Raw genomic sequence first — 499 nt, 5'->3', positions numbered from 1 at the left:
TCTTTAGTGGACTCAAGGTCCAAGTGAGATCTCATCTTGAAGGGGGCTTCCCGCTTAGATGCTTTCAGCGGTTATCCCGTCCGAACGTAGCTACCGGGCAATGCCATTGGCATGACAACCCGAACACCAGAGGTTCGTCCATTCCGGTCCTCTCGTACTAGGAACAGCTCTTCTCAAATCTCAAACGCCCACGGCAGATAGGGACCGAACTGTCTCACGACGTTCTAAACCCAGCTCGCGTACCACTTTAAATGGCGAACAGCCATACCCTTGGGACCGGCTTCAGCCCCAGGATGTGATGAGCCGACATCGAGGTGCCAAACACCGCCGTCGATGTGAACTCTTGGGCGGTATCAGCCTGTTATCCCCGGAGTACCTTTTATCCGTTGAGCGATGGCCCTTCCATACAGAACCACCGGATCACTATGACCTACTTTCGTATCTGCTCGACGTGTCTGTCTCGCAGTTAAGCTGGCTTATGCCATTGCACTAATCTCCT

At 53.3% G+C, this 499-nt stretch carries 1 rRNA gene; it reads right to left on the bottom strand.

From position 1 onward, the window contains the following. Positions 1 to 499, bottom strand: a 23S ribosomal RNA gene (locus BGP75_RS00005); the annotation flags it as partial.

The organism is Motiliproteus sp. MSK22-1 (assembly GCF_001968815.1).
GTDB lineage: Bacteria > Pseudomonadota > Gammaproteobacteria > Pseudomonadales > Balneatricaceae > Motiliproteus.
The sequence above is the reverse complement of the archived record's forward strand: the minus strand, read 5'-3'. Positions and strand labels throughout refer to the sequence as shown.